The 2,354-nt window shown below is 67.7% G+C and carries 2 protein-coding genes; both read right to left on the bottom strand.

Annotated features, from left to right (window positions below; translation table 11 throughout):
- Window positions 1–779: AlkA N-terminal domain-containing protein (locus tag RUW20_RS15650; protein WP_313953154.1), on the bottom strand; the 779-nt coding region annotated here is incomplete at its 3' end.
- A gap of 33 nt (window positions 780–812) precedes the next feature.
- Window positions 813–2,354, bottom strand: a 1,542-nt coding sequence (locus RUW20_RS15645; protein WP_313953153.1) for a murein L,D-transpeptidase, incomplete at its 5' end; no start/stop codon positions are given.

The raw sequence follows: 2,354 nt of genomic DNA, 5'->3' as shown, positions 1-2,354 counted from the left end.
GTTTGCAGCTTGCGGCGCACCGCCACATCGCCATGCAGGGAACCGTCCAGACTGCCGAAGCCGCGCAGCAGGGCGTAGCTGACGGTCCAGGGGCCGATACCGCGCAGCGCGAGCAACTGCTCGCGGATATCGTCTACGGGCAAGCTCGTCAGCCACTCGGCCAGCGGCAGCTTGCCCGCCACCACCTGCTGCGCGAGGGTGAGCAGGGTTTGCGCCTTGCTCAGCGAAAAACTGCTCTGCCGCAAATCATCCACCGTCAGCGCGGCGATCTGAGCGGCCTCCGGATAGCAAAGCAGGCCGCTCGAATGGCGCAGGCCTGCCGCCACGATCAGTTTCCGCCGGATCGAGACGGCGGCACCGACGCTGATCTGCTGGCCGGTAATCGCCCAGGTCAGCGCCTCGAAGGGCGTCGCGGTGAGCGGCACGCGCAATCCGGGCCGTCGGGCAATCAGCGAACCGAGTTGCGGATGCGTGCGGAAGCGGCGCTCGAATGCCTCGACGTCCTGCGTCAAGCCGAGCATCCGGTGCAGCATGGCCTGGAAGGCCGCTTCGCTGCCAGCCGGCACCTGTCCGTCGACGGCCAGTTCGGCGTTGGCCGTCCCGGCCGCGAAACGAACGCTCAGGCAGGCCGGCGCTCCTGCCCAGAGCAGGCCTTTGTGCAGCGATGTCTCGCTGACCCGTTCGGCCGTCTCCTGCGGATCACGGCGGTGAAAGGCAAGGATGTCGCCGGCTCGAAACGAGGCGGGCAGGGCGATGGCGCAGGCGAAGCGGGCCGACATGGCAAGGTGTCCGGGCCGCGGCATGCCACGCCTTTACAGGCGTGGCCGGGTGCTGCTGTCGAGCCGAGCAAGCACGGGGCCGTCCCGGTCGTAGATGTCGGTGCGGAAGGAAATCGTGCCCATGGCATCCGCAGTGGCGGTGAGGTAGAGCAACATCACCGGCACGTTGAGCGCCACCGGCAGCGTTTTCGTCTGTCCGCTGGCGATGGCGGTGGCCAGCGCATCGTCGTTCCAGAGCTGCGGGTCGTCGAGCAACAACAAGGCCAGATCACGCGGTTTTTCCAGCCGCACGCAGCCAGAACTCAAGGCCCGTGCGGGCTTGCGGAAGAGCGAGCGCGTCGGCGTATCGTGCAGATAGATCGAATAGCCGTTGGAGAGCGAGAATTTGACCTGGCCGAGAGCGCCGTCGGCACCGGATTGCTGCACGATCCGATACGGGAAATCCGTCCGGCTGACGCCGCTCCAGTCGATCTGCGCCGGGGCGACGGTCTGTCCGCTAGCGTCCACCACACGCATCTGATGCTTGTTCAGATAGGCCGCATTGCGGATCACCCCGGGGATGACGTCCTCGCGCAGGACGGTCGGCGGTACGATCCACTTCGGATTGAGCACCAGGTGCTGAACATGGTCGAGCAGAACCGGCGTTTCACGCGTCGGGCGCCCGACGATCACCTTCGATGACCACCGCAGTACGCCGTCGAGGCGAAGCTCGGCATTGAAGCCGGCGAGGTCCACCGTCAGGCGAGTCGCGGTCATGTCACGGGCCACCCAGCGCATGCGCTCGAGGTTCACACGGATCTGCGCCACGCGCTGTGCCGCGCTCACGTTCAGCGCCGCCAGCGTGAGCTGCCCGACCGCGCCGTCGGCCGTCAGGCCGTGGGCGCGCTGGAAGCGCTGCATGGCCGCTTGCAGTGCCGCGTCGTAGCGTGTTGACTTGCTGTCCGCCGCGCTGATGTCGGTGGCCGCGATCCAGCCTTCAGCCAGCAGGCGTGCGCGCAAGGCCTGAACGCGCGCGTCGCGCTCGCCCGGGCGAAGCGTCGGACCGGCGGGCACCTGCGGCCAGCCGCCGCTGGCGGCAAGCGCAGCGACGCGCGACAAGGCTTTCTGCAGCGCGCGATAGGCTTCGTCCTGTGGCGCCAGTGCCGCCAGCGCAGTGCTTAGCGAGTCTGCTTCGAGTAGGGCACTCAGGGCACTCGCACGCTCGCGGACGCCGGGAATCGGAGAGAAATCCCAGATCGAGTACAACGAACGGGGATCGACCTTGCCGTAGTGCAACTGCCGCGCAAGACCCGCCAGCGCGGTGGTGAACAGCAGTTCCCGGCGAACGATCGCGTCCGCATCGTCGTCGCCGCCAGCGGCCGCCTTGCGCAGTGCATCGATGGCGAAGTCGGCAGGCACCAGGCCATGTTGCCGGCTCGCCTCGACTGCCATGATCAGTTCCTTGGCACGGGCCTTCTCGGTCCACGCCGGGCGATACCCCCGGCCGTAATAGAAGAGCCGTACCACCGCTGCGTCGCTCGAGCTGCCGGCCGCGCCATCGTTGTCCGGCGCGTGCAGCGCCTGCTCGATACGCAT

The sequence above is a fragment of the Accumulibacter sp. genome (assembly GCF_032229525.1).
Taxonomy (GTDB): domain Bacteria; phylum Pseudomonadota; class Gammaproteobacteria; order Burkholderiales; family Rhodocyclaceae; genus Accumulibacter.
This window is presented reverse-complemented; position numbering and strand designations above follow the sequence as displayed.